Below are 23,904 nucleotides of genomic sequence, written 5' to 3'. Positions count from 1 at the left end.
TCTTCAGTCCAGTCCGCCAGGCCTCAGCCAACCAGGGCATTGTCCTGACGCTTGACGGCGATGATGGCCGAGCGCGGCAGCTTGCCTTCGCCTTCCGGGAACGGAGCATCGGGGTGCTGGATGCCGACGAACATGGTGCGCTTGTCAGCGGACCAGGTCAGGCCGGTCACTTCCGAGCCCTTCGGGCCGGTGAGGAAGCGCTCAATACGGCCGGTGACCGGGTCACCTGCCAGCATCTGGTTGTTGCCCTGACCAGCAAAGTCGCCCTCGTTGCTGTCTTCGCCGTCGGTCTGGATCCAGACGAGGCCGGTGGTGTCGAACATCATGCCGTCCGGCGAGTTGAACATGTTGCCGTCGTTGATGTTCTGCGACCCGGCATAGGCGCTGTCCTTGTGGACGACCGGGTTGCCGGCCATCGCGAACAGGTCCCACTTGAACGCGGCGTCCGCGTGGTCATTGTTTGCCGGATACCAGCGCACGATCTGGCCATAGCCGTTCTTTTCGCGCGGGTTGACCGCATTCACGGTCATCTCGTCGCCGCCGGCGTTGGTGCGCATCTTGCCGTCCTTCACTTCACCGCGGCGGGTGTTGTTGGTCAGGCAGCAATAGGCTTCGATGGCGACCGGATTGACCGCAACCCATTCCGGACGGTCCATGGTGGTCGCGCCCACCTTGGAGGCCGCCTGACGGGTGAAGACAGCGATCTCGTCCGCCTTCATGCCGGTCGTTTCCGGGGTCAGCGCCAGCCACTCGCCGATGCCTTCGTCGGAGAACCTGGCGACATACAGCATGCCTTCGTCGAGCAGCTTCGAGGTGTCGCCACCGGGAACATAGACGTCGTTGGAGACATACTTGTAGAGGAACTCGCCGCGCTCATCGTCGCCCATGTAGACGACCACGCGCCCGTCACGGGCGATGACGACGGCCGCGTTCTCGTGCTTGATACGGCCAAGCGCAGTGCGCTTCACCGGGGTCGAGCTGGCGTCGGACGGGTCGATCTCGACCACGTAGCCGGCGCGGCGCGGCTCGTTCGGGTTCTTAGCCACATCAAAGCGCGGATCGAACTTCTCGTAGGCATAGCGGGTTTCAGCCGAAATGCCGTAGCGCTTGTAGTCGTCCGGCAGCTTGAAGGCCGCGTCGGTGGTGCCGAAGTAGCCGTTGAAGTTTTCCTCGCAGGTCAGATAGGTGCCCCACGGAGTCTTGCCGGCGCCGCAGTTGTTGAAGGTGCCGAGGCTCTGGGTGCCGGTCGGATCGGCTTCGGTCTTCAGCAGGTCAGAGCCGGCGGCCGGACCGGAGATCTTCATCGGAGTCAGATGGGTGATGCGGCGGTTGAACGGGCTGTCGACGACGATGCCCCAACCGTTCTCGCCTTCCGCCACTTCCATGACGGTGACGCCCTGCAGGTTCTGCAGCTTCATGACGTCTTCGGCGCTCGCCGGCGTGCCCTTGTCGTTCTTCGGCAGGTTGATTTCCGGGTTCACATATTCGTGGTTGACGGCAATCACCTGGCGGTTGCCGATCACGAACAGTTCCATGCCGTCGGTGTTCTCGCCAAAGATCTTGTCGGCCGAGGCAGCGTCACCGCCGGTCTCGTCGCTGAAGGGAGCGGCGCTCGAAAACAGCGGGTCACCCCACTTGGCCAGCACGTCCCAGGTGTAGCCTTCCGGCACATGGATCGTGCTATCGGTGGCAATGGTGATCGGCTTGAAGGCAAAGCGCGAGGTCGAGGCTTCCGCCGAGGTGCTCGACATCAGGGCGCCAACACCGGAGAGGGACCCCATGGCCGCTGCAGCCGACCCCATGGCCAGGATGCCGCCCAGGAACCCGCGGCGCGACAGGGCCGATTCAACCACCTTGTCGAAATCCGTCACTGCCGGCGGCGGGGTCTGCAGTTCGTCCCATTCATCCCAGGACAGGTCGTTCTTGTTGATCTCGGTCATGGCTGGCCTCCGAAAAGCTGGCTTGTTGGGAGACGGGGAGCGATCCCGGTGTCTCCCGACCTGCCTTATCGCAGCTGCGTCACAACGGAATGACGGCGGACTGCGGCAGGCCCCGCTCCAAGTCGACCAGGCAGCGCATCTGCGCCTCCGCCATCTGCGCATTTACCCCGGGGAATCGCCACAGCAGCAGTCCCGCCAGCCCATCCTGCATTGCGGACAAGCGCAGCGCCGTCGCTGCCGGATCGGGCAGCCGCCAGCCCTCCTCCTGCACCAGTTTGGTGAGAAGACCCGTCAATCCATCCAGAAAGGCCCGCTGGCATTGCTCCAGAACGGCAGCCAGCACCCGGTCTTCTGCCGACAGCTCGGTTGCCTCGACCCACAGCCGCAGGTAGGGCACGGCCCGCGGACTGAATGTAGTCCGAAGATAGGCATCGAGCAGCGGCAGCGGCGGCGTCCCGGCGTGGAACTGCTCGGCCACCACTTCGGCATAGATCCCGGCAAAGGCCTGAGCACGAAGCTCGGCCCAGGTGAAATAGTGGTTCAGAAGGCCGGTGCCGACGCCGCAGCGCTCCGTTACATCCCGCGTCTTCGTGCCGCTGAACCCGCGCTCGAACAACAGTTCGGCGGTGGCCGCGACAAGCAGGGCCTTGCGCGCATCGGCGCTGATCCGGGGGCGAGCCTCCTGCCCGTCCTCTCTGGTCACGTCCTTGGCCATCCCAACCTCCTGGTTGCAGCCTTGACAATTGAGCATCCGCTCAATAACTAGCTGAGCGCTTGCTCAAGTCAGGATAGCGTCATGGCGCCCCCCCGCAACCCCGAAGTTGATCTGCTGCGCAGTTTCGCACTTGTCGGCATCTGCATCGTCAACCTGCCGATTCTCGCCCTCTATGATGCCCCCGAGCCGCTGCGCGAGCCGACCAGGCTGGACGAGATCGTCTATTTCGCCAATGTGTGGCTGCTGGAAGGCAAGGTCTTCCCGCTGTTTGCCTTCATGTTCGGCTGGGGCATTGTTGGCCAGCAGGCTGCCGCTCTCCGTGATGGGCAGTCCTTTGCCCACCGCTATGCCCGCCGCCTGTTCGGCCTGCTGCTGCTTGGTGCGCTGCATGCGCTCTTCGTCTACACCGGCGACATCCTGGTGCTATATGCCCTTCTCGGACTGTTGATCTGGCCGTTTCTCGGCTGGTCGGGTCCGCGCCTTGTCAGGCTGGCACTGGCGATGGTCCCGTTGCCGCGCTCGCCTATGTGGCTCTGGGCAGCCTTTACCTGATCGAGTTTGGCGACATGCCCGAAGGTCCAGACATTGTCACCTTCATGGACGCGGTCGCCTACCGGCAGATTGACTGGCCCATCACCTTCAGCTTTGTCGTGCTGTTCAACGGACCGGCCGCCTTCGCCGCCTTCTGCCTTGGCCTTGCCGGCGCCCGGGCCGGGCTGCTGCAGCAGGACAATCCGCACTACCTGTGGCTGCGCCGGAAGATCATCCCGATCACGCTGGCAGGCCTCACGCTCAGCCTCGGCTATGCCATCGCCGAAGCCAACCTCACGCCGGAGGCGCCGGATTGGTCCGCCGTTGCGGGCATGGCGCTCGGGCCGCTCGGCGCCCTGTTCCTGTCGACGGCCTATCTTGTTGCAATCGTCGAACTCGCCCGTCGTGTTCACTTCCCACAAGCCTTTGTCGCAACGGGAAAAAGCTCGCTTACGACCTACGTCCTGCAAGGCCTGATTGGCGGCGTTCTGGTGTCTGGCTATGGCTTAGGCCTCGGGGCGCAGATGGGTTCTGCGGGCTATCTGGTCACCGCCCTCGCCGTTTGCCTGGCGACCATGCTCTTTGCCCGCGTCTGGCAGATCCAGTTCCGGCGCGGGCCACTTGAAGAGGTCCTGCGCGCCATCACCGGCAGCCGCTGACACACGCAGAGGTCGCGAAGTCCGGCAACGGCTGCCCAGGTTCCCCACCCCCGTTGCCGGCTTCTGGCACAACGGGCGCCAACGGTCCCACCCGTTGGCGCCCGTTGTTTTTTTGAGCCCTCATGCTGCACCTGCGAAGCGGGGCCGGAAGCCTCGGCAAATAAAGCCGTTTTGCCACTCGGCGGCAGGCTGTGGCACCTCGGGCCTGTCTCGTCCACGCCCCAAACAGGACGATCCACGTCCGTCAGCGGCTTGACAGCACCGCCGGTCACTGCCAGCATTTCACTGCAACAACATATATTCTCTTATAACGAATAAACCTTCCAGGAGAATGACATGACCCGGATCCTGTCTGGCCGTTCCGGCCGCCTTGCCTCGTTTACTCTCGCCGCCTTCCTTGGCTCCACAGCCCTCGGCTTCGCCGCCGGCACGCTGGATGTCGCCATTATCGGCGAGCCGCCCACCCTCGACCCGATGATGTCCACCGCCGACGTGGTCAGCATCGTGACCCAGCATTTCTACGAGACGCTCTACACGTTCGATGAAAACTGGGATGTCGCGCCGCTGCTGGCCGACGCGCTGCCGTTCATTTCCGAGGACGGCAAGACCTACAAGATCCCGCTGCGCGAGGGCATCACCTTCCACGACGGCTCAGCCATGGACAGCGCCGATGTGGTGGATTCGCTGAAGCGCTGGACCACCGTCGCCGCGCGCGGCAAGTCTGTCGCCGGCATGATCGACAGCATCGAGGCCGAAGGCCCGAGCGTTGTCGTGATCAAGCTGAACAAGCCTTACTCGCCGCTCCTGTCGCTGCTGGCCTTCTCCAACTCTGCTGCCATCGTGGTGCCGCAGGAGATCCTCGGCGAGAAGTTGTCGGCCACGGTCGGCACCGGCCCCTACAAGCTGATCGAGCATGCGCCGGACCGCTACATCCAGCTCGGCAAGTTCGACGGTTTCAAGTCGCGTTCCGAACCGGCCAGCGGCAGCTCCGGTGCCCGCATGCAGACGCTGGACGAAATCCGCTTCGTTCCTGTGCCTGATGCCAACACCCGCGTCGAGGGTCTGGTCTCCGGCCAGTTCGCCTTCGCCGACAGCCTGCCAACCGAGGCCTATGGCCGCCTTGCCGACAGTGCCAGCGTCGAGCCGGTGCTGCTGCGCCCCTTCGGCTGGCCGATCTTTGCCTTCAACATGCGCAAGGGCCTGGGCACCGAGCTTGCCGTCCGCCAGGCGGTACAGGCAGCCCTGTCGCCGGATGACATGCTGTTCGCCGCCTTTGGTGACGACAAGTACTTCGTCGTCGACGCGGCCCTGTTCCCGGAACAGTATCCGTGGAACAACGAAGAGGGCAAGGAGCTCTATGCCCAGGCCAACCCGGAAAAGGCCAAGGAAATCCTTGCCAAGGCGGGCTACAAGGGTGAGCCGCTGCGCATCCTGACCTCGCGCCAGTACGAGTTCCACTTCAAGATGGCGGAAGTTGCCAAGGTGAATCTTGAAGCTGCAGGCTTCACCGTCCAGCTTGACGTCGTCGAATGGGCAACCCTCATCGAGCGCCGTGGCAATCCGGACCTGTGGGACATCTTCATCACCCACTCGCCGTTCCTGCCCGAGCCGACCCTCACTAACCTCTATGTCGAGAACTCGCCGATTGGCTGGGCCAACGCCGACCGCGATGCGATCTACGCCCGCCTGACCGGCGAAAGCGATCCCATTGCCCGCCAGGCGGCTTTCGCTGATCTGCAGAAGCTCGTCTACACCGAGGTGCCTTTCTACAAGGTTGGCGGCTTCAATGCCCTGATGGGCAAGAAGCAGGGCCTCACCGGCGTCGCCCCGACCCCGTGGCCGTTCTTCTGGAACGCACAGGTCGGCAACTGACGAGCGTTTGGGATTCCCCTGCTGTTTGTGCAGCGGGGGATGCCCCCGCCGACAGGTCCTGAGGGCATACCCGGGGGTCCTCTCCCCCCTTGAGGGGGAGATGTCTGCGATAGCAGACAGAGGGGGGGGGGGGGGGGTAGCAGCGCTTCAACGCAAAGCCACCTCTCGAAAGTCGGACAGTCCGCATACCCCCCTCTGCCCCCTGACGGGGGCATCTCCCCCTCAAGGGGGGAGAGGGCTCGGGGCAAGGACCATCGCCAGACGTTCCGCAGCGCCGATGAACCGATCGTCGGCGTCGCCTTGGAAACCAAACTTCACCGCCAGAGGTCCAGCCCATGGCCAACTACATCCTGAAGCGATTTGCCGGCATGGCACTGGTGATCTTCATCGTGCTGACGCTGGTGTTCGTGCTTGTCCGCCTCGCGCCGGGCGACCCGGCTGCCCTGATGCTCGGCCCCGAAGCCACCGCCGCCGACATCGCCGCCCTGCGCAGCCGGCTTGGCCTCGACCAGCCGATCATCGTGCAGTACCTCGGCTTCATCGCCAACGTCCTGCAGGGTGACCTCGGCACCTCGATCTTCTTCAACCAGCCGGTTGCCGATGTTCTGATCGCCCGCGCGGAACCGACCGTGTTCCTGACGCTGTTCTCGATCCTCATCGCCGTCGCCATCGCCCTGCCCGTCGGCATTGCCTCCGCCTACACCCGCGGCTCGCTGTTCGACCAGGGCACCCTGTCGACCGCCATTCTGGTTGCCTCAGTACCGTCCTTCTGGCTCGGCCTGATCATCCAGCAGCAGCTCGGCAGCAAATTGGGTCTTCTGCCCGTGTCCGGCTACGGTCCGCCGGAAGCCGGGTTCTTTGAGCGCATGACCTATCTGATCATGCCGGCCATCGTCCTCGGCATCGTCAATTCCGCGCTGATCATCCGCTTCACCCGCGCCTCGATGCTGGACGTGCTGTCGGAGGATTTCGTCCGCACCGCCCGCTCCAAGGGCATGAGCGAGTCCCGCGTCGTCCTGAAGCATGCCTTCAAGAACGCGCTGATCCCGATCGTCACCGTGGTGGGCCTCACCTTCGCGCTGCTCATTTCCGGTGCCGTCGTCACCGAGCGTGTCTTCAACCTGCCGGGCATCGGCTCGCTGGTGGTGGGTGCGGTGCTCAGGCGCGACTATCCGACCATCCAGGGCGCGCTGATCGTCGTGGCTGCGCTTTATGTCTTCGTCAATTTCCTGATCGACATGCTGTATCTGGCCATCGATCCCCGCGTGAAATATTGAAAAGGAGCCTGTCATGGCCGGTGCTTCCGCGGCAGTCGCTGCTCCCAGCCTGTTCAAGGTGCTCATCCAGCGCCGGTCGGTGGCCCTCGGGCTTGCCATCCTGGCAGTCGTGCTGTTTGCCGCCGTCTTTGCCGATGTCATCGCCCCGCATGATCCGGGCGTGATGTCCGTGCGCAACCGCCTCAAGCCGCCGAGTGCGGAGTGGTGGTTCGGCACGGATGAGTTCGGCCGCGATGTCTTCACCCGGCTGATCTACGCCGGGCGCGTGTCGCTGATCGTGGGCATCGGCACCGCCGTACTGGCGTCGATCATCGGCATCGTCCTTGGCCTCACCGGCGGTTTCTTCCGCAAGCTCGACGCGCCGGTCAGCCGGCTGGTCGACGCGATGATGGCCTTCCCGGACATTCTTCTGGCGATCTCGCTGGTGGCGGTCCTCGGTGGCTCGCTCGCCAACCTGATCCTGGCGCTGTCCATCGTTTATGCCCCGCGCGTCGCCCGTGTCGTGCGTGCGGCAACACTGGTCATCCGCGAGCTTCCCTATGTGGAAGCGGCCCGGGCACTCGGCACCTCCACCTGGCGCATCCTCGTGCACCATATCCTGCGCAACATGGTCTCGCCCGTGATAGTGCAGGCGACCTTCATCTTTGCCTATTCGATGCTGGCCGAGGCGGGCCTCTCCTTCCTCGGCGTCGGCGTCGATCCCTCCACCCCGACCTGGGGCTCGATGATCAACGGCGGCCGGCAGTATATTGGCACCGCCGACTGGCTGATCCTCTTCCCGGGCCTGGCCATCACGCTGTCCGTCCTGTCGCTGCAGATCGCCGGTGACGGCCTGCGCGATGCCCTCGATCCGCGCCTCTCCAAGGACCTTTGAGACCATGACTGCCCGTACCCTCACCAATTTCCGCGCCATCGGTTTTGCCCGCAACCCGGGTGCCGCGCTCCACATCGATGCCAACGGCCGGATCGTTGCCGCGCCGGTGGCCGGGGCCGAGACCATCGATCTGGGCGGCGCCTACCTGTCGCCGGGCTGGGCCGACCTGCACGTGCATGTCTGGTATGGCGGCACCGACATTTCCGTGCGTGCCGACTATTGCGGCGTTTCGCATGGTGTGACCGCGATGGCGGACGCCGGGTCCTCCGGCGAGGCGGCGTTCCATGGTCTGCGCGAATATGTCATCGAGAAGCAGCCGGAGACGGTGAGAGCCTTCCTCAACATCGGCTCCATCGGCATCGTCGCCTGCAACCGCGTGCCGGAACTGGTTGACCTGCGCTTCGTCGACGTCGACCGGACGCTGGCCGTCGTCGAGGCGAACCGCGACGTGATCTGCGGCATCAAGGTCCGCGCCAGCGGCGTCATCACGGGCGCCTGGGGCATCGGCCCGGCCAAGATCGCCAAGCGTGTTGCCGAAATCTGCGGCCTGCCGCTGATGGTGCATGTCGGCGAGCCGCTGCCGATGATCGACGAAGTCTTCGCCATCCTCACCGAGGGCGACATCGTCACCCACTGCTTCAACGGCAAGCGCACCGGCTCCATCACCGACACGCCCGCCCTGATGCAGATGGCCAAGGATATCGCCGGCTCCGGCGTGCGCATGGATGTCGGCCATGGCGCCGCTTCCTACAACTTCGCCGTTGCCCAGCGCGCCATCGGCGAAGGCCTGATCCCCTTCTCCATCTCGACCGACCTGCACCAGAACAACATCGACGGTCCGGTGCATGACCTTGCGACGACCGTGTCCAAGCTGATGATGGCCGGCCTCACCCTCGAGCAGTGCATCACCGGCATCACCACCAACCCGCGCTCCGTCATGGGCCTCGGCGAGCCGGGCATTGGCGACCGTGCCGACTTCACCGTCTTCACCATCGAAGACGCCGACGAGCCGGTTTCCGACAGCATGGGCAACCACAGCCGCCTGTCGAAGGTGTTCCTGCCCAAGCATGCCGTGCTGGGCACAGAGATCTATGCGGCGCGGCGGAGGAAGACATGACAGCGGAACTCTCGCCCGACATCGTCCTGAAGGTCGACAATCTCTCGACCTCCTTCATCTTCAAGAGCCGGACCGTTCCGGCGCTTCGGGACGTCACCTTCACCCTGCGCGAGGGCAAGACCCTCGCGTTGGTGGGCGAGTCCGGCTCCGGCAAGTCGGTCACCTCGCTGTCCATCCTGCGTCTTCTGTCCTCACCGGGCCAGATCGTCGGCGGCTCGGTCCTGTACCGCACCCGCGCGGGTGAGATTCTCGACCTTGCCAAGGCCGACGCCCGCACCATGCGCGGCGTGCGTGGCGGCGAGATCTCGATGATCTTCCAGGAGCCGATGAGCTCGCTCAACCCCTTGATGCGGGTCGGTGACCAGATCGGCGAGATGCTGACGCTGCACCTCGGCCTGAAGGGCCAGGCGCTGCAGACCCGGGTGCGGGAGCTGCTGGAGCTGGTCGAGATCCCGGCCGCTGCCCGGCGCATGTGGGACTATCCCCATTCCATGTCCGGCGGCATGCGTCAGCGCGTGATGATCGCCGTTGCGCTCGCCTGCAATCCGCGCCTCTTGATCGCCGATGAGCCGACGACGGCGCTGGACGTGACCATCCAGGCCCAGATCCTGCGCCTGATGCAACGGCTGCAAAAGGATCTCGGCATGTCGATCCTGTTCATCACCCACGACATGGGTGTGGTGGCGGAGATGGCCGACGAGGTTGCCGTCATGTATGCGGGTGAGGTTGTCGAGCAGGGCGCCGTCCGCCCCCTGTTTGCCAAGCCGAGCCATCCCTATACCACAGGTCTGCTCGGCTCGATCCCGAGCGCTGCCCGTGGTTTTGCCGCCGATGGCAGCCGGCTGCCGCTGACGGCCATTCCCGGCTCCGTGCCCTCGCCTGTTGATTTGCCCGTCGGCTGCAGTTTTGCGCCGCGCTGCGCCAGCAGCGAACCGACCTGCCGCGAGCCGGCACGGCTGGCGGCGCTTGGTGCCGACCACATGACCCGCTGCTGGAAGATGAGGCAAAGCGCATGACCGCCACCCCGCTTCTCTCGCTCCGCAACGTCACCAAGGTGTTCGAGACGCCGGGCGGCAAGGTCCGGGCCCTGACCGATGTCAGTCTCGACATTCCGCGCGGCTCGATCCTCGGCCTCGTCGGCGAATCCGGCTCCGGCAAGACCACCCTCGGGCGCTGCGTGTTGCGGCTCATCGAGCCAACGTCGGGCGAAGTCTTCTTCGACGGCACCGACATCACCAAGCTGAATCCCCGCGACATGAAGGCGATGCGCAAGCGCATGCAGATCGTCTTCCAGGATCCCTTCTCCAGCCTCAATCCGCGCATGCGCGTACACGAGATCATCGGCGAGGCCCTGATCGCCCACGGCATCGGGCGGACGCGGACGGAGCGCCGTGATCGCGCCGCCGCGCTGCTGGAGGAAGTGGGCCTGCGCCCCGACCAGCTCGACCGCTTCCCGCATGAATTCTCCGGCGGCCAGCGCCAGCGCATCGGCATTGCCCGGGCGCTCGCCGTCGACCCGGACTTCATCGTCGCCGATGAATCCGTGTCCGCGCTCGACGTGTCGGTCCAGGCGCAGATCCTCAACCTGCTCAATGACTTGCGCCAAAAGCGCGGACTGACGATGCTGTTCATCGCCCATGACCTGTCGGTGGTGGAATATCTGTGCGAGGCCGTCGCCGTGCTCTATCTCGGCCGGGTGATGGAGGCAGGCGACTGCCGCAGCATCTATGCCGCGCCGAACCACCCCTACACCAAGGCCCTGCTTGCCGCCGCGCCCGTGCCCGATCCGCTCGTGCCGCGCGCCGATGTCATGCTCATGGGCGATATCCCGAGCCCGCTCAATCCGCCCCCCGGCTGTGTCTTCCATACCCGCTGCCCGGTGGCCATGGACGATTGCCGTCACATCCTCCCCACGCCGCAGCCCGTTGCCGCCTCCGTCACCGCCGCCTGCCTGCGCCTCAACGAGACCGTTTCATGCTGATCACACCCATCGAGATTTCCGAGCGCCTGGCCGGTACCGGCATCCCCCTTGCGCCGCCGACGCCGATCGGCACCTTCGCCAATGCGTTGCTGGTCGATAATCTGCTCTACATCTCCGGCCAGGGTCCCGTCGAACTCGACGGCAGCCTGCACACCGGCAAGGTCGGGCGGGACGTCAGTGTCGAGGAAGCCTATGCCCACGCCCGCCTTGTCGGCATGAACATCCTGTCAGCCGTACACGCCGAACTCGGCGGCTGGACGCGCTTCCGCCGTGTCGTGAAGGTCCTCGGCATGGTCAACGCAATCGACACGTTCTGCGACCACCCCGCCGTCATCAACGGCTGTTCAGACCTCTTCATGGAGGTGTTCGGGCCGGCGGCTGGCCGCCATGCCCGGTCGTCCTTCGGCGTCGCCTCGCTGCCTCGGCAGATCACCGTGGAAGTCGAGGCTGTGTTCCTGGTTCACCCGGAATGAGACTTGCGCTGACCGCCATGCTCGACACCGGCCTGCGTTTCGATCAGGGCAGCGGCATCGCGGACAGCATCGCAGATTTCATCCCGCCGCTCGTTCGCCCGCTGCTCCGGCAGCACGACCGAGATCGTCGCAACGCAAGCCCCGGACGCGTCGCGGATCGGCGAGGCAATGCAGGCGACAGCATAGTCGGACTGACCGATCTGGATCGACAGGCGGTTGTTGAAGTCCTCCTCGGCCTGCACCGTCAGGCGGCTCGGGTCAGTTTCGGCCCGGGCGGTCGGCGACGGACGGTTGCAGGCGGAAAACACCGCCAGCCGCTCGCCTGCCGGCAGATGCCCGACCAGAAGGCGGCCGGACGCGGTCCAGTTCAGCGGCACGCGGGTGCCGACATCCGACGTCACGCGGAAATGCCCGATTCCGTCGGCCATGGCGGCCACGACCATCATGTCCTCATCGCGCACGCAGACCTGAACCGTCTCGCCCAGTTGCCGCGCCAGCGTGTGCATCTCCTGGCGTGCCAGCGCCAGCAGGTTGGTGCCCTTCTCAAAGGCGATGCCATAGCGCAGCGTGCGCGGGCCAAGCCAGACCGTGTTGCCCACGCGCCGGCTCAGCAAGCCGCGCTCGACCATTTCGGCAACAAGCGTATAGATGGTGGAGATCGGTGCGCCGACGAGCTTGGCGATCTCGTAGGACGTCAGCTCGCGTTCCTCGGCGCACAGCGTGTCGAGAATTTCCAGCATGCGGTCAATGCCATGGGCCCGTTTGCGCGGGGACTTGACGCCCTTCTCACTCGCCTCGGCTGTCTGATCGATGGTCACTGCAAAACTCCTGGAGAACATTTGTTCTTTTACAACGTAATCTATTCCACGATAGCGGGATCATGCTCGAAATGAATGACAGGCGCAACTCCGGCTCGGGTCTCGACCTCTCGGTTCTACCCCGGGTGATAAATGTAAATGGTACCATGACCAGCCTCGGGGCTTCGATCATGGTGCCGGAAGCCATCGCGGCGATGCAGGAGATCGCTCCCCGCTTCGTCCCCATGCACAAGCTGCAGCGCGAGGCCAGCCAGCTGATTGCCGAGATGACCGGCGCCGAAGCCGGTTTCATCACCGCCTCTGCGGCTGCCGGCATTGCCCTGACGATTGCCGGCACCATGACCGGACTGAACCCCGGCCGGGCCGAACAGCTGCCCGATGCCACCGGCATGAAGAACAAGGTCGCCATCCAGCTTGGCCACATGTGCCACTACGGCGCCGCCGTTGACCAGTCGATCCGCCTCACCGGCGCCGTTCCGGTTCCGGTCGGCCAGTCGACCCAGGCGCTGGATCACCAGCTCGAACACGCGCTCGCCGGCGGAGATGTCGTTGCGGCACTGTATGTCGTCTCCCATCATGTCGTCGAATACGGCCAGATCCCGCTGGACCGTTTTGTAGCCATTGCGCATTCCCATGGTGTTCCTGTCATCGTCGACGGCGCGTCCGAATACGATCTCGGTGCCTTCCTCAAGGCGGGCGCGGACATTGGCATCTATTCCGGTCACAAGTTCCTCGGTGGTCCGACGTCCGGCATCGTTGCCGGGCGCCGCGATCTTGTTCGGGCTGCCTACCTCCAGAACATCGGCATTGGCCGCGGCATGAAGGTTGGCAAGGAAAGCATCTGGGGCGTCATGGCCGCGCTCAATGCCTGGAAGACCCGGGATCACGAGGGCATACTCGCCCGCGAACAGGCTGCCCTTGATCTCTGGCAAAGTGCCGTCGCACCATTCCCGGGTGTGACCGCACGCCGCAATCCGGATCCGACCGGTAACCCGCTCGACCGTCTGCGCCTGGACATTTCCGCCAAGACCCTCGGCGCGAGCGCACTGGCGATCGTCAAGGCAATGGCCTCGCTCGACATTCCGGTGATCCTGCGTGACCACGAAGTCGAACTCGGCTGGATCCAGCTTGATCCCTGCAATCTCCATGACGGCGATGCCGAGATCGTGGCCGAAAGCCTGGTGAAAGTCCTGACCCGAGCCCGTGCCGGCGAGCTGCCGGAGCCCGACGTCACAGCCCACCGCAACGGCGGCATCGCGACCTATCTCAACCCGGATCTGTTCTGATCCGGGCCTCGCACCCGCATTGCCGCGTAACTTCTGAACGGTCATTCGGGCTTTCTCGCAGCACGGCCCTCGGTCATCTCATCGATTGGGGGCCCGCCTGCACCCGAGGCTGCCTCCGTTACCCCTGCCGTCATGCCATGACTTGATCATGGCATCCATGCCGTTGACTCACCTCCGGCATGGATCACGAAGCCAGAATATCCATCTTCATGCCTTCCAGCGCGGAAGTGTCACGGCATGGATGCCATGGTCGAGCCATGGCATGACGAGACGAGTGAGAGGCGCAAACCAAAGGCTTGCTCCGACCCGCCTACTCCGCCACGGTCAGGATTTCCTCCAGCGGCTTCTTCAGCTTGGCCACCGCCGGCACCTTGGCATCCTCAGCCGGGTGCCCAACCGCAATGATCATGATCGGCTTTTCGGACTCCGGCCGGCCCAGCAATCCGTTCAGGAATTTCATCGGGTTCGGCGTGTGTGTCAGCGCCACCAGCCCCGCCGTGTGCAGCGCGGTCAGCAGGAAGCCGCAGGCAATGCCGACGCTTTCCGGCACGTAGTAGTTCTTGAAGCGCGTGCCATCGTCGAACTGGCCCCACCGCTGTGCAAACACCACGATCAGCCAGGGCGCGATGTCCAGATGCGGCTTGTCCGCATTGGTGCCGATCGGCTCCAGCGCCTGCAGCCACTCATCCCCCGCGCCACCGGCGTAGAAGGCCTTCTCCTCCTCCTCGGCGGCAAGCCGGATCTGGTGCTTGAACTCCGGATTGGCAATGGCCACGAAATGCCAGGGCTGGTGGTTGGCCCCCGACGGCGCGGTGCCGGCGGCGCGAATGCAGTCCTCGATCACCTTGCGCGGCACGGGCCGGTCCGAGAAGTCACGCACCGTATGCCGTTTCTTCACGTGCTCGTAGAAGCCGCGCGCCGCGCTTTCCATTGCCTCATCCGGCATGCTGACCCGATCCGGCAGGTCGAGCGCCTCGAACTTGATCTTTGCTTTTGCGAACATGATTTCCTCCCCAAAGGTGTCTGTTGCGCCGGTAACCAATGGCTGCACCAGTTCACAGTGATAATCAATCCCCTTCGTGTCCCGAAGTTGCAGGGCAGCACTTGGAAGGGGTCTGAACCGGCACGGGCTCGCCTGCGTAAGACGAGCATGACCAGCCCGGACCCGACCATGCCCCTCGACCTCACCCGCTCCAGTCCTCAGCTCACCTCGTTCCCGGACGGTGGCCTTGCGGTCATCATCGGAGCCAGCGGCGCCATCGGATCTGAAGTCGCGCGCCAGGCCGAGGCCAGCGGCCGCTTTGCCAACGTCTTGCGCTTCGCCCGCAGCAATGCGGACGAAGGTTTCCTAGATCTCACCGACGAAGGGTCCATCGCGAGTGCCGCTGCACGAGTTTCGGCGGTCGGCTTGCCCTTGCGCCTGGTGTTTGACGCCACCGGCATGCTGCATGACGGGGACATCCAGCCGGAAAAATCCTGGCGCTCGCTCGACCCTGCCGCGATGGCCCGGTCCTTCGCGATCAATGCCATCGGTCCGGCCCTCTTGATGAAGCATCTGCTGCCACTGCTGGCCGGTGATGGAAAATCGGTCTTCGCCACCCTGTCCGCCCGGGTCGGCAGCATCGGCGACAATCATCTCGGCGGCTGGTACAGCTACCGCGCCGCCAAGGCCGCCTTGAACCAGCTTGTACATTCGGCGGCGATTGAACTGGCCCGCAAGCGTCCTGACGCCGCCTGCGTCGTGCTGCATCCCGGCACCGTCGCCAGCCGCCTGTCGGATCCTTTCGCCAAGGCGGGCCTTAACGTACATCCAGCGGAAGAGGCCGCAGCAAGGCTGCTCGCCGTCGTCGATGCCCTGAGTGGCCATCACACCGGCAGTTTCCATGATGCCGAAGGCAAGGAGATCGTCTGGTGAGCACAGGGCCCGCTCTCACGGTCTATTTCGACGGCGCCTGCCCGCTGTGCTCGCGCGAAATCGGCTGTTACCAGCGGTGCCGGGGCGCGGATGCCATCGCCTGGGTCGATGTAGCTGCGACGCCCGAGATGCCGCCGGATCTTGACCGGGCCGCCGCACTCGCCCGGTTCCATGTCCGCCGTCCCGATGGCACGCTGGTGTCCGGCGCAGCAGGCTTTGCCGCACTCTGGCGCGCGCTGCCCGGCTTCGCCCTTCTTGGCCGGCTGGCGTCCCTGCCGCCGGTCACCACCCTTGGCGAACTGGCCTACCGGCTGTTCCTGCCGCTCCGTGCCCGATTGCTTGCCCGCTACCGTCGCAGCCTAGCCGCCGGGGGCGATGCCTGCGCCTGCGGCGAAAAACCCGGTGCCTCGGCCGTATCGCCGCCAGCAGTCTGATATCCGCCAGCAGGGCATTCCTGCCATGATTTCAACTATAGAAACCGGGTGATCCCGGTTTCGCAACCTGTTCATCGCCAGTCAATCGCCGGTTCCCCGGTGGGCGAGACAGGATCCGCGCCCTCCCCGATGCTTGCCGTCATCCAATCGGGAGGATTTCTTCAGATGCGTTTTTCAGGCAAGACCGCCCTCATCACCGGTGGCGGAACCGGCATCGGCGCCGCCGTCGCGCGCCGCATTTCATCGGAGGGCGGCAAGGTCGTTCTCGTCGGCCGCCGCAAGGAGCCGCTGATGGCAGTGGCGGAGGAAACCGGCGCGCTCGTGATCGCCGCTGACGCCGCCGATGGCGCCGCCATGGTCAAGGCCGTAGCCGCCACGCTCGAAGCCCACGGCAGCCTCGACCTGCTCATCGCCAATGCCGGTGGTCATGGCGTTGGCCCCACCGTCTCCATGAGCGACGAGACCTGGGCGCTGGCCACCCGCTCCAACCTCGACACCGCATTTGTGAGCGCCCGCGCCTGCCTGCCGGCCCTCATCGAGGCCAAGGGGGCGATTGTCGTTGTCTCGTCCATCGCCGGGCTGTTCTCAGGCCCCGACGCCATCGGTTACGTCACGATGAAGCATGGCTGCATCGGCCTCGCCAAGTCGCTGGCGCGCGACTATGGCCGCAAGGGCGTGCGCACCAACACCGTCTGCCCGGGCTGGGTCAGCACCGCCATGGCCGACGAGCAAATGCAGGTCCTCATTGACCGCGACGGCCTCAGTGGACCGGCCGAGGCCTATGCCCTCGTCACCCGCGACGTGCCGATCAACCGTCCTGCCACGCCGGAGGAAGTCTCCAACGTGGTCTGTTTCCTCGCCAGCCCCGAAGCATCGATGGTCAATGGCGCAATCGTCACCGTGGACGGCGGGGCGTCCACGGTGGATCTGCCGACGCTGGCCTTTGTCAGTTAAAGCAATTCCAGCAAAAGTGGGAACCGGTTTTGCGTCCGGAATTGCGTGAAAACAAAGAGACAGAACACACACAACTTCTCTTCTTTCACAAAACACACTCTTATCTTACGGGAGGATAGAATGACCGCACAGCAGACCCCGAAGGACTGGAAGACCTACGACCAGTTCGCCTTCGGCATCGACACAAACCGCCTGCCTGCCAGCCAGGCCCTCAAGGGCAAGTCCTTCGCCGTCGCCTTTGACGATGGTCGCCGGCTTGATCTCGCCTTCACCGACGGTGACACGCTCGCCTGGCGCGAGGGCAGTCTGGCTGGTGCCGAGGCCGCCGATGTGGTGGAAGTGGCCGAGAACACCTACTTCATCGACATCGCCTTCGCTGCCCTGCCGACCGAAGCCGAGACACTGATCCTCAACCTCGTCACCCGCCGCGTCCTGTCGGTGCGCTGCATCGTGCGCAAGCCGGAGGAAACCGTCGGCGAGCCGCAGGTCTCCCAGATCTTCCGTGTCGGCGTCATCGACGACGGCCAGCCGGCCACCGGCCTCGTGCCGGCCGAGACGCGTGACCTCATCGGCCTGCGCGCCCATTTCACCTACAGCCCCAACCACGTCTACGAGCACACCTACCTGTCGTCGCAGCGCTATTGCTGGCAGTGCCTGAAGGGCGTGCAGCGCGGCCATGGTGACGTCGACCTGACCACCACCTTCAAGTTCGCCGAAGACCAGTACGTCTTCACTTTCCGCGAGTTCAAGATCCCGGTCGCCTCGGTGTTCTTCTACAATTTCGAGACCCTGCGCTCGACCGGCAAGTTCCTCGGCATCACCGGCGACGGCAAGCTCGCCAACAACAAGGCCGGCGCACACATCTCCAAGGCCTCCATGACCCTCTACCGCCCGGGCGAAGCCCCGGTCTGAGCGAACCCACGAGAAAGACCCATGCGCACACCCTATCAGATCATCAAGGACCACTACGCCGCCTCAGACCGCGGCGATCTTGAGGGCATGGTGGCCGATCTTGCCCCTGATGCCGCCTGGACCGAAATGGATGGCTTCCCCTGCCGTGGCACCCATGTGGGCCGCGAGGCGATCATCCGCGAGGTCTTCATGCGGCTCGGTGCCGAGTTCGACGGCTACACCTTCCGCCTTGAGCGCCTGCTCGACGCCGGTTCCTCGGTCGTGGGCATCGGCGACTACACCGGCACCTGCAAGGCAACCGGCAAGCCGTTCCATGCCCGCGTCACCCATGTCTGGGACGTGGAAAACGGCAAGGTCGTCCGCTTCGAGCAGTTCACCGACACGCTTCGCGTCGCCGAGTGCATGAACTGAGTGCAGTCAGGCGATGCGAAAAGGCCGGAGCGTCCCACCGCTCCGGCCTTTTTGCGTGGCCTCCTGCAACTGCCTTGCCGTCAACGGCCAGTGATGCCCGGAAAGATAATCAGCATCGACACCGCCAGGATCTGCAATCCGATAAAGGGAAGCAGGGAGCGGAAGATCGTCGCCAGCGTGATGTCCGGTGGCGCGACACTTTTCAGGTAAAAGGCTGCCGGTCCGAACGGCGGTGACAGGAACGACACCTGCATGTTCATGCAGAACAGCACGCCGAACCACACCGGATCATAGCCAAGCTGGATGATGATCGGCACGAAGATCGGCAGGGTCAGCAGCGCAATGCCCACCCAGTCCAGGAACATGCCCAGCACGAACAGGATCAGCATCATCAGCAGCAGGATCACCAGCGGATCATCGGACGCACCCGCAAGGAGACCGGACACGAACTTGATGCCGCCCATCATGTTGAACACGCCGATCAGCGCGCTGGCGCCAATTCCGATCCAGACAATCATGCCGACCGTCTGAAGCGTCTGCATGGCAGCCCCCTTCAACAGGCCGAAGCTGAACTCACCGCGCAGCACAGTCGAGATCAGCACGCCGAGCACACCGACGGCCGAGGCCTCAGTGACACTTGCGATGCCGCCATAGATGGAGCCCAGAACGAAGACCACGACCAGCAGCGGCAAGAACAAGCCCTTGAGCAGACGCATTTTTTCCGCCAGCGGAACGGGCGTCTCATCGGGGATCGGCGCGATGCTCGGGTTGAGATAGGCTCGGATCAGGACATAGCCAACGTAGAAAGCCGCCAGCATCAGCCCGGGGAAGAACGAGGCCGTAAACAGTTCGCCCACGGATACATTGGCAGCCAGTCCGTAGATGATCAGCACGATCGACGGCGGGATCATGGTCCCCAGCGCACCGCCGGCGCAAACCACACCGATGGCGAGATGCTTGTCATAGCCCAGACGCAGCATCTGAGGCAGTGCCACAAGTCCGAGCAGCACCACCTCTCCGCCAATGATCCCGCTCATCGCCGCAAGGATCACGGCGACGAAAATGGTCTGGACAGCGATGCCGCCCCGGATCCGCCCCCCGAGCAGGCGCATGGCGTCGAACAGGTCGCGGGCAATGCCGGACCGGTCCAGGATCGCCGCCATCAGCACGAACATCGGCACGGAGACAAAGACAAAGGAGGATACGAAGGAGTAGACGCGGCTGGTGATCAGCGGCACGGCCATCGGGCCGAACCATCCGAGTGCGAAGATCAGCGCGACAAGCAGCGTCACGAAAGCCAGCGGCATGCCGGTGATCAGCAGCCCGATCAGGGCGATGAACATGACCAGCGTGCCGGTCTCGATGCCGAGAGATTGGAATGAGCCGAAGAAGTCCATCAGCGGCGGCCCCGCAGGTAGTTCACGGCGAGGATGGCGAACTGCAGCGCCATGACCGACATGATGACAAGAAGGAAGATCTTCAGCAGACCCGGAAAGGCAGGGTCCCAGGCGCTGCCCGAGCGCTCCAGCCGGATGGTTCCATCCGGCCTGAACGCGGCCCTGGCCACCATCAACCAGGCCGCCCATGCGAACATGAGGCTGGCGGCAGCGCAGATCAGCGAGATCACCACATCCAGATAGCGGCGCAGGCCCTTGGGAACAAAGTCATAGATCAGGACCACCCGGATATGCCGGTCGCGCGCGGTGCAGAGCAGGCCCCCATAGAGAAAGGCAATTCCGCAGAGGAAGATCGTCGTCTCATGCGCCCAGATCGTCGGAGCGTTCAGCACATAGCGCAAAAACACCTCGTTGATCAGAATGAGCATGGCGAGGACGATACCGGCCGCGAAGACAATCGCACCCTTGTCGATGAGCCGTCCAAGACGTCCTGCCTGCGGGATCGCGACATGGTCCCGGGATTCAGTATGATTGTCTGCCGTTTCAGTCAAAACGCGCCCTCCCGACAAGGGACCGGCAGGCCGCCGGTCCCTGATCAGTCCCTTGGTGCCTGATTACATCAGGCCCTTTTCCTTGAGATAAGTGGTCAGCGTGTCATAGACCTTCCGGGCGTTCTCGGACCGTTCGGCAACCTTGGCCCATTCGCCCATCGCGATCACCCGGAACTTGGCGCGCTCCTCGGCGGCCCAGTCGATCACCGTGATCTTGCCGCCATCCTGCGCAGCCTTCACCGCTGCCAGATCCTTTTCGGCCAGGGCCGCGACCTGCGCCGTCGCGAACTCCGCGACGCTCTCCTCAAGTGCAACCTTCAGATCGTCCGGCAGGGCATCCCAGGACTGCTTGTTCATCGAAATCTCGACGAGCGGCATGGAGTGGAAGCCCGGATAGACCGGGAACGTGGCGATGTCATTGAGGCCCTGGGCCTGGTTGGTGGAGAACACGGTGTAGTCAGCCGCGTCGATCACGCGCTTGTCGAGGCTGGTGAACACTTCCGAGCCCGGCAGGTTGACCGGGGCAGCACCAGCTGCGGCAAACACCTGCTGAACAAGTCCTTCTGGCGCCCGCACCTTGACACCCTTCAGGTCAGCAACGCCCCGGATAGGCACCCGGGCCACAAACGCCTCCAGACCGGGCGTGGTCGCTCCGATGAAATGCAGGCCGTAGGGTTCAAGGATCTCGTTCATCAGCTCCTTGCCACCGCCATTCGCCATGAAGTCGAACATCTGCGCCGGATCGGACCAGGCACCGACCGGGTTGGCGATCAGGCCGAAGGCCGGATCCTTGCCGGAGAAATAGGACGTGTCGGTCACATGACCGTCGAGAATGCCAGCCGAGACCGCGTCCTGGGTTTCATTGTGCGCCACCAGCGATTCCACCGGCAGCAGCTCGATATCGACGCGGCCATTGGTCTTCTGCTTGACGCTCTCCGCCCATCCCTGCTGCAGCACGAAATTCGGATTGCCGGCCGGATCGGACGACTGGAACTTGAAGCTGAAGTCAGCCGCTCCAGCCGACGAGATCAAGGATGCCGCCACGATTGCGCTGGCGGCCAGACTGCTTGCGAACTTCAACATGGTATCCTCCCGTTTGATTGCAATTCCAGTTGCGCCTCCGCGTCAGAGCACCTGACCGGCTGCGCCATGCGTTGCCGCCGGATCTCCCCCCGGCAGCACATCCATCACGGCCTGGACGATTGTCCGGACCGGGTTTGAAACATCGACGGTCATCCCCGCCTCGTCCCGTTCCAGCGGCTCGAGTGTCGCCAGCTGGCTGTCGAGCAGCGCCTCGCCAACGAAGTGGCCCTGGCGCTGTTCGAGGCGCTCCCGGAGCAGGGCCAACGTGCCGATCAGATGCACGAACAGCACATCACCCAGTTCCCCGCGCAACAGATCCCGGTAGCTGCGTTTCAAGGCCGAACAGGCCACCACGACCGGCCCGCGCCCGGTTGAACGCGCGTCCTGCGCCGCCTGCGCCACCCGCCGCAGCCACGGCAGCCGGTCCGCATCGGTCAAGGCCTCGCCGCGATGCATCCGCTGCTTGCTGGCCTCGGAATGGAAACTGTCGGCCTCGACGAACACACCGCCCAGCGCCTGTGCCAGGTCGGCGGCGACCCGGCTCTTGCCGGCACCACAAACCCCCATCACGACGACCACCTGAACTGTCGCTCTCGTCATCTTTCTCGCCGCTGGCCTGCCATCCTGTTCAATTCAACATATGTTAGCGCTAACATTTGTCAAATGCATTTTTCCTGCTACACTTCACGCAAAATCGGGCTACCCGCTCAACCATTTGAGAAAGCAACATTTTTTTGCAGATCAAAATCAGTGACGTCGCTAAAGAAGCTGGTGTTAGCGCTATGACTGTGTCCCGCGTCCTGCGGGAACCGGACAAGGTGTCGGCCAAGGCGCGGGAGAAGGTCCGGGCAGCCATCGACAAGCTCGGCTATGTGCCTGACCCTGCAGCCAGCGCCCTGGCAACGGGGCGCACGAACGTCATCGGCTTCATCGTGCCGTCCGTCACCAACAACGTCTTTTCGGATGTATTGTCAGGGGTCTACAAGGCGGCCGAGGGAACCGAGTGGCAGATCCAGCTCGGCAATTCCCGGTATTCGCCGCTGGAAGAAGAACGCCTCGTCCGGACCTTCCTGTCGCAGCGCCCAGCCGGCCTCATCCTCTCTGGCATCGACCAGTCCAGCGAAACTCTGGCGCTGCTCAAGCGCGCGTCCTGCCGGATGGTCCAGATCATGGAGACCGGTCCGGATCCGCTCGACATGATGGTCGGCTTTTCGCATCTGGACGCCGCCCGGGCCGCGACGCGGCACCTCATCGAGGCCGGCTATGTCCGCCCCGGATTTCTCGCAGCGCGGCTTGATCCGCGGACCCAGCGCCGTCTCGAAGGGTTCCGTGATGTGACGCGTCGGGCCGGCTGTCTCAGTGACGAGCGCATTGTCACCACGCCAAAGCCGTCCAGCGTGACGCTGGGCGGCCTCCTGATGGCAGACCTCCTTGCCCGCGCCCCGGAAACGGACGCGGTTCTGTGCAACAATGACGACCTTGCACTCGGTGCCCTGTTCGAATGCCAGCGCCGGGGTATCGACGTGCCGCAGGCCATGGGGATCTGCGGCTTCAACGACTTAGAAATGATGGCGGCCGCCAATCCCTCCATTTCCAGTGTCCGCACCTTCCGGCAGGAAATGGGCAAGACGGCGATGGATATGCTCATCGCCGCCCTGCGGAACCCGGACAATCCAGTGGAAACCGTGGACCTTGGCTATCAGGTCATGGCGCGCGGCAGCACCGCGCGCCAGGCCTGACCCCAGTTCCTCATGCCGCCAGCGGGAACACGGCATTCACCTGGCCAGTGCCCGATGAGGTGAAGTAGTCGGTCAGGATCTCGGCCTTGCCGGTGTACTTGTCCCAGCCAAGCAGACCCATCAGCATCGCCGTGTCATGCATCAGCCCTTCGCCGTGGCAGGCACGGGCATATTCCGGCAGCATCGCGGTGAACTCCTCGAACCGCCCTTGCGTCCACAGGTCCAGCACCCGCTTGTCGACCTGCCGATAGAACTCGTTCGAGATCGTGTGGATCCCGGCCTGGGCCTCGTTGTTGTCGTGGATGCGGTGCGACAGCGAGCCGGAGGCAAGCACGGCGGCGTTGCAGCCGCTTGCCGCGATGGCCTCGCGCACGGCCTCGCCGATCCGGCGGCTGTCCTCCAGTTCGTGCCACGGACACCAGGCCGCGATCGACAGCACCTTCATCCGGTGGTCCGGGTTGATGTATTTGAGCGGCACCAGCGTGCCGTATTCCAATTCCAGCGTATCGACGTGATGCGCCTCGATGCGCACGCCCTTGCCCCTTGCGATCTGCGCCACCGCATCGCCCAGCTCCGGCGCGCCCTCATAGTCATAGGTGAGGTTCTGGATGAACTGCGGGAACTCGTTCGAGGTGTAGATGCCCTGGTAGCGGGCAGACGCGTTGATGTGGAACCCGCTGTTCACCAGCCAGTGCGTGTCGAAAACCACCAGCGTGTCCACCCCGTCTGCCTCGCAGCGGCGGCGAATCTCGATCAGCCCGTCGATGGCGGACTGACGGCAGCCATGATGCTGCCCCGGCAACTCCGACAGGAACATCGACGGAACGTGTGTGACCTTGGCGGCGAGTGAAATCTTGCCCATGTGCGGATCCTCCCGGTTGGTGCGGCAATGGATTTAATAAACATGTTAAATAATGAACCTGCCTTGATGTGGATCAACACAAAGCCCGGATTTCTGCGCCTTG

General features: G+C 64.1%; 25 protein-coding genes. 16 read left to right on the top strand and 9 right to left on the bottom strand.

From position 1 onward, the window contains the following. Window positions 1-23: 23 nt before the first annotated feature. Both C8348_RS02980 and C8348_RS02975 read right to left on the bottom strand, forming a co-directional pair. Window positions 24-1,940 (bottom strand): PhoX family protein, encoded by a 1,917-nt coding sequence (locus C8348_RS02980; RefSeq protein WP_106751786.1) that lies wholly within the window; start codon window positions 1,938-1,940, stop codon window positions 24-26. A gap of 79 nt (window positions 1,941-2,019) precedes the next feature. Further along, window positions 2,020-2,655, bottom strand: a complete 636-nt coding sequence (locus C8348_RS02975; protein ID WP_198646904.1) for a TetR/AcrR family transcriptional regulator — start codon at window positions 2,653-2,655, stop codon at window positions 2,020-2,022. Window positions 2,656-2,736: 81 nt separating this feature from the next. Here C8348_RS02975 and C8348_RS02970 point away from each other — a divergent pair, with 81 nt between their 5' ends. The 9 genes from C8348_RS02970 to C8348_RS02930 all read left to right on the top strand — a co-directional run bounded on the left by C8348_RS02970 (window position 2,737) and on the right by C8348_RS02930 (window position 11,439). After that, the gene (locus tag C8348_RS02970; RefSeq protein WP_106751784.1) at window positions 2,737-3,207 is read left to right on the top strand and encodes a DUF418 domain-containing protein; all 471 of its coding nucleotides are present in this window, start codon (window positions 2,737-2,739) and stop codon (window positions 3,205-3,207) included. 14 nt (window positions 3,208-3,221) lie between these two features. Next, complete coding sequence (locus C8348_RS02965; protein WP_157950367.1) at window positions 3,222-3,845, top strand: DUF418 domain-containing protein; 624 nt, start codon at window positions 3,222-3,224, stop codon at window positions 3,843-3,845. A 336-nt stretch (window positions 3,846-4,181) separates the two neighbouring features. Beyond that, window positions 4,182-5,717, top strand: a complete 1,536-nt coding sequence (locus C8348_RS02960; RefSeq protein ID WP_106751782.1) for an ABC transporter substrate-binding protein — start codon at window positions 4,182-4,184, stop codon at window positions 5,715-5,717. A 335-nt stretch (window positions 5,718-6,052) separates the two neighbouring features. After that, the gene (locus tag C8348_RS02955; RefSeq protein ID WP_106751781.1) at window positions 6,053-6,994 is read left to right on the top strand and encodes an ABC transporter permease; all 942 of its coding nucleotides are present in this window, start codon (window positions 6,053-6,055) and stop codon (window positions 6,992-6,994) included. 13 nt (window positions 6,995-7,007) lie between these two features. Continuing rightward, window positions 7,008-7,868 carry an ABC transporter permease gene (locus C8348_RS02950; RefSeq protein ID WP_106751780.1) on the top strand — a complete coding sequence of 287 codons (861 nt, stop codon included), beginning with the start codon at window positions 7,008-7,010 and terminating at the stop codon, window positions 7,866-7,868. Window positions 7,869-7,872: 4 nt separating this feature from the next. Next, window positions 7,873-8,985: an amidohydrolase/deacetylase family metallohydrolase gene (locus tag C8348_RS02945; protein WP_106751779.1), complete on the top strand. Its 1,113-nt coding sequence runs from the start codon at window positions 7,873-7,875 to the stop codon at window positions 8,983-8,985. After that, on the top strand, window positions 8,982-10,001 hold the full coding sequence (locus C8348_RS02940; RefSeq protein WP_106751778.1) for an ABC transporter ATP-binding protein: 1,020 nt from the start codon (window positions 8,982-8,984) through the stop codon (window positions 9,999-10,001). The genes C8348_RS02945 and C8348_RS02940 overlap by 4 nt, the downstream gene beginning before the upstream one ends. Next, window positions 9,998-10,966 (top strand): ABC transporter ATP-binding protein, encoded by a 969-nt coding sequence (locus C8348_RS02935; protein WP_106751777.1) that lies wholly within the window; start codon window positions 9,998-10,000, stop codon window positions 10,964-10,966. The genes C8348_RS02940 and C8348_RS02935 overlap by 4 nt, the downstream gene beginning before the upstream one ends. Next, window positions 10,960-11,439, top strand: a complete 480-nt coding sequence (locus tag C8348_RS02930; protein WP_106751776.1) for a RidA family protein — start codon at window positions 10,960-10,962, stop codon at window positions 11,437-11,439. Before C8348_RS02935 ends, C8348_RS02930 begins: the two co-directional genes overlap by 7 nt. On the opposite strand, the gene C8348_RS02925 is transcribed toward C8348_RS02930, so the two are convergent. Continuing rightward, window positions 11,427-12,278 (bottom strand): IclR family transcriptional regulator, encoded by an 852-nt coding sequence (locus tag C8348_RS02925; protein WP_106751775.1) that lies wholly within the window; start codon window positions 12,276-12,278, stop codon window positions 11,427-11,429. The genes C8348_RS02930 and C8348_RS02925 overlap by 13 nt on opposite strands. Window positions 12,279-12,328: 50 nt before the next feature. Between C8348_RS02925 and C8348_RS02920 the strand changes: the two genes are divergently transcribed. Further along, on the top strand, window positions 12,329-13,543 hold the full coding sequence (locus C8348_RS02920) for an aminotransferase class V-fold PLP-dependent enzyme (protein ID WP_108724193.1): 1,215 nt from the start codon (window positions 12,329-12,331) through the stop codon (window positions 13,541-13,543). Between the two features lie 310 nt (window positions 13,544-13,853). On the opposite strand, the gene C8348_RS02915 is transcribed toward C8348_RS02920, so the two are convergent. Further along, a complete protein-coding gene (locus C8348_RS02915; RefSeq protein WP_106751773.1) occupies window positions 13,854-14,546 on the bottom strand; it encodes a nitroreductase family protein in 693 nt (230 codons plus the stop codon). Window positions 14,547-14,693: 147 nt separating this feature from the next. Here C8348_RS02915 and C8348_RS02910 point away from each other — a divergent pair, with 147 nt between their 5' ends. The 5 genes from C8348_RS02910 (at window position 14,694) to C8348_RS02890 (ending at window position 18,169) form a co-directional block, all read left to right on the top strand. Beyond that, complete coding sequence (locus C8348_RS02910; RefSeq protein WP_244293930.1) at window positions 14,694-15,458, top strand: SDR family NAD(P)-dependent oxidoreductase; 765 nt, start codon at window positions 14,694-14,696, stop codon at window positions 15,456-15,458. Further along, window positions 15,455-15,892, top strand: a complete 438-nt coding sequence (locus tag C8348_RS02905) for a thiol-disulfide oxidoreductase DCC family protein (RefSeq protein WP_106751772.1) — start codon at window positions 15,455-15,457, stop codon at window positions 15,890-15,892. The genes C8348_RS02910 and C8348_RS02905 overlap by 4 nt, the downstream gene beginning before the upstream one ends. A 165-nt stretch (window positions 15,893-16,057) precedes the next feature. Next, window positions 16,058-16,846 carry an SDR family NAD(P)-dependent oxidoreductase gene (locus C8348_RS02900; RefSeq protein ID WP_106752027.1) on the top strand — a complete coding sequence of 263 codons (789 nt, stop codon included), beginning with the start codon at window positions 16,058-16,060 and terminating at the stop codon, window positions 16,844-16,846. Between the two features lie 120 nt (window positions 16,847-16,966). Then, window positions 16,967-17,758, top strand: a complete 792-nt coding sequence (locus C8348_RS02895; RefSeq protein ID WP_106751771.1) for a MoaF C-terminal domain-containing protein — start codon at window positions 16,967-16,969, stop codon at window positions 17,756-17,758. Window positions 17,759-17,779: 21 nt separating this feature from the next. After that, complete coding sequence (locus C8348_RS02890) at window positions 17,780-18,169, top strand: nuclear transport factor 2 family protein (RefSeq protein ID WP_106751770.1); 390 nt, start codon at window positions 17,780-17,782, stop codon at window positions 18,167-18,169. An 80-nt stretch (window positions 18,170-18,249) separates the two neighbouring features. On the opposite strand, the gene C8348_RS02885 is transcribed toward C8348_RS02890, so the two are convergent. From C8348_RS02885 to C8348_RS02870, 4 genes are all read right to left on the bottom strand, one after another. After that, a complete protein-coding gene (locus C8348_RS02885; RefSeq protein ID WP_106751769.1) occupies window positions 18,250-19,566 on the bottom strand; it encodes a TRAP transporter large permease in 1,317 nt (438 codons plus the stop codon). Continuing rightward, window positions 19,566-20,117, bottom strand: coding sequence for a TRAP transporter small permease subunit (locus C8348_RS02880; protein ID WP_208983508.1), 552 nt, complete (start codon window positions 20,115-20,117; stop codon window positions 19,566-19,568). The genes C8348_RS02885 and C8348_RS02880 overlap by 1 nt, the downstream gene beginning before the upstream one ends. Before the next feature lie 63 nt (window positions 20,118-20,180). After that, a complete protein-coding gene (locus C8348_RS02875) occupies window positions 20,181-21,200 on the bottom strand; it encodes a TRAP transporter substrate-binding protein (protein WP_198646903.1) in 1,020 nt (339 codons plus the stop codon). Window positions 21,201-21,242: 42 nt separating this feature from the next. Next, entirely contained in the window at window positions 21,243-21,800 is a 558-nt protein-coding gene (locus tag C8348_RS02870; RefSeq protein ID WP_106751768.1) for a gluconokinase, read from the bottom strand. 134 nt (window positions 21,801-21,934) lie between these two features. Between C8348_RS02870 and gntR the strand changes: the two genes are divergently transcribed. Beyond that, window positions 21,935-22,939, top strand: a complete 1,005-nt coding sequence (gene gntR, locus C8348_RS02865; RefSeq protein ID WP_341871585.1) for an HTH-type transcriptional regulator GntR — start codon at window positions 21,935-21,937, stop codon at window positions 22,937-22,939. Between the two features lie 10 nt (window positions 22,940-22,949). Here the strand turns inward: gntR and hpaD are convergent, their stop codons facing one another. Continuing rightward, window positions 22,950-23,801, bottom strand: coding sequence for a 3,4-dihydroxyphenylacetate 2,3-dioxygenase (gene hpaD / locus C8348_RS02860; protein ID WP_106751766.1), 852 nt, complete (start codon window positions 23,799-23,801; stop codon window positions 22,950-22,952). Window positions 23,802-23,904: the final 103 nt, after the last annotated feature.

Origin of the sequence: Pannonibacter carbonis, from assembly GCF_003012935.1 — a bacterium.
Lineage (GTDB): Bacteria > Pseudomonadota > Alphaproteobacteria > Rhizobiales > Stappiaceae > Pannonibacter > Pannonibacter carbonis.
Note: the sequence above shows the minus strand (reverse complement) of the source record. Positions and strands in the feature narration are given on the sequence as shown.

Coding starts and splice junctions, on each gene's coding strand:
- C8348_RS02945 (WP_106751779.1), top strand. CDS start 7,873: ATGACTGCCCGTACCCTCACCAATTTCCGCGCCATCGGTTTTGCCCGC.
- C8348_RS02915 (WP_106751773.1), bottom strand. CDS start 14,546: ATGTTCGCAAAAGCAAAGATCAAGTTCGAGGCGCTCGACCTGCCGGAT.
- C8348_RS02920 (WP_108724193.1), top strand. CDS start 12,329: ATGAATGACAGGCGCAACTCCGGCTCGGGTCTCGACCTCTCGGTTCTA.
- C8348_RS02925 (WP_106751775.1), bottom strand. CDS start 12,278: ATGTTCTCCAGGAGTTTTGCAGTGACCATCGATCAGACAGCCGAGGCG.
- C8348_RS02970 (WP_106751784.1), top strand. CDS start 2,737: ATGGCGCCCCCCCGCAACCCCGAAGTTGATCTGCTGCGCAGTTTCGCA.
- C8348_RS02910 (WP_244293930.1), top strand. CDS start 14,694: ATGACCAGCCCGGACCCGACCATGCCCCTCGACCTCACCCGCTCCAGT.
- C8348_RS02975 (WP_198646904.1), bottom strand. CDS start 2,655: ATGGCCAAGGACGTGACCAGAGAGGACGGGCAGGAGGCTCGCCCCCGG.
- C8348_RS02900 (WP_106752027.1), top strand. CDS start 16,058: ATGCGTTTTTCAGGCAAGACCGCCCTCATCACCGGTGGCGGAACCGGC.
- C8348_RS02950 (WP_106751780.1), top strand. CDS start 7,008: ATGGCCGGTGCTTCCGCGGCAGTCGCTGCTCCCAGCCTGTTCAAGGTG.
- C8348_RS02940 (WP_106751778.1), top strand. CDS start 8,982: ATGACAGCGGAACTCTCGCCCGACATCGTCCTGAAGGTCGACAATCTC.
- C8348_RS02930 (WP_106751776.1), top strand. CDS start 10,960: ATGCTGATCACACCCATCGAGATTTCCGAGCGCCTGGCCGGTACCGGC.
- C8348_RS02875 (WP_198646903.1), bottom strand. CDS start 21,200: ATGTTGAAGTTCGCAAGCAGTCTGGCCGCCAGCGCAATCGTGGCGGCA.
- C8348_RS02935 (WP_106751777.1), top strand. CDS start 9,998: ATGACCGCCACCCCGCTTCTCTCGCTCCGCAACGTCACCAAGGTGTTC.
- C8348_RS02890 (WP_106751770.1), top strand. CDS start 17,780: ATGCGCACACCCTATCAGATCATCAAGGACCACTACGCCGCCTCAGAC.
- C8348_RS02885 (WP_106751769.1), bottom strand. CDS start 19,566: ATGGACTTCTTCGGCTCATTCCAATCTCTCGGCATCGAGACCGGCACG.
- C8348_RS02965 (WP_157950367.1), top strand. CDS start 3,222: ATGCCCGAAGGTCCAGACATTGTCACCTTCATGGACGCGGTCGCCTAC.
- C8348_RS02960 (WP_106751782.1), top strand. CDS start 4,182: ATGACCCGGATCCTGTCTGGCCGTTCCGGCCGCCTTGCCTCGTTTACT.
- C8348_RS02895 (WP_106751771.1), top strand. CDS start 16,967: ATGACCGCACAGCAGACCCCGAAGGACTGGAAGACCTACGACCAGTTC.
- C8348_RS02870 (WP_106751768.1), bottom strand. CDS start 21,800: ATGACGAGAGCGACAGTTCAGGTGGTCGTCGTGATGGGGGTTTGTGGT.
- C8348_RS02955 (WP_106751781.1), top strand. CDS start 6,053: ATGGCCAACTACATCCTGAAGCGATTTGCCGGCATGGCACTGGTGATC.
- hpaD (WP_106751766.1), bottom strand. CDS start 23,801: ATGGGCAAGATTTCACTCGCCGCCAAGGTCACACACGTTCCGTCGATG.
- C8348_RS02980 (WP_106751786.1), bottom strand. CDS start 1,940: ATGACCGAGATCAACAAGAACGACCTGTCCTGGGATGAATGGGACGAA.